The sequence below is a fragment of the Proteus sp. MB838 genome, assembly GCF_054767435.1.
The window spans coordinates 1-711 of sequence record NZ_BAABMO010000101.1; the positions used below are offsets into that span (position 1 = coordinate 1).

The 711-nt window shown below is 43.3% G+C and carries 2 tRNA genes and 1 rRNA gene; all 3 read right to left on the bottom strand.

Going from position 1 to position 711, the window contains the following annotated elements:
- Positions 1 to 279 precede the first annotated feature (279 nt).
- Positions 280 to 355: transfer RNA gene (locus tag ACYUCW_RS18085), tRNA-Ala, on the bottom strand.
- 139 nt (positions 356 to 494) lie between these two features.
- Positions 495 to 571: transfer RNA gene (locus ACYUCW_RS18090), tRNA-Ile, on the bottom strand.
- A gap of 71 nt (positions 572 to 642) precedes the next feature.
- Positions 643 to 711: ribosomal RNA gene (locus ACYUCW_RS18095) — 16S ribosomal RNA — on the bottom strand; the annotation flags it as partial.

Consider the following 711-nt stretch of genomic DNA (forward strand, 5'->3'; position numbering starts at 1 on the left):
TTCGCAGATTAGCACGTCCTTCATCGCCTCTGATTGCCTAGGCATCCACCGTGTACGCTTATTCGCTTAACCTCACAACCCGAAAGTGTCTCTTTCAAAGATAAACTTTGCGTGACAACCTTTAAGGTTTGAGATTTTGAGAGACTCACCAATATACCTCGGTGATATATTGATTTGTTTTCAATTTTTCAGCTTGTTCCAGATCGTTAAAGAGCATAATAATTCACAGTATACTATTCCTAATATACTCTGAATCATTGTTTTATATTCAAGAGATTATGGTGGAGCTAAGCGGGATCGAACCGCTGACCTCCTGCGTGCAAGGCAGGCGCTCTCCCAGCTGAGCTATAGCCCCATAATGTTTTAATACCCGTATAACCACTCCTTTTTCTTCTTATAATTATAATAAGAAGCTTTTTCTTTAGGCAAGGCGTGGAGTAACGAAGTTTACTTAATGTAAACGAGTTGCTTCACAACACAGCATAAAGGAAAAGTGGTAGGCCTGAGTGGACTTGAACCACCGACCTCACCCTTATCAGGGGTGCGCTCTAACCACCTGAGCTACAAGCCTATACCGGTATCTCTGCTCGTTCTTCATCAGACAATCTGTGTGAGCACTGCACATAACACGTATCTCTTAGGTAAGGAGGTGATCCAACCGCAGGTTCCCCTACGGTTACCTTGTTACGACTTCACCCCAGTCATGAATCA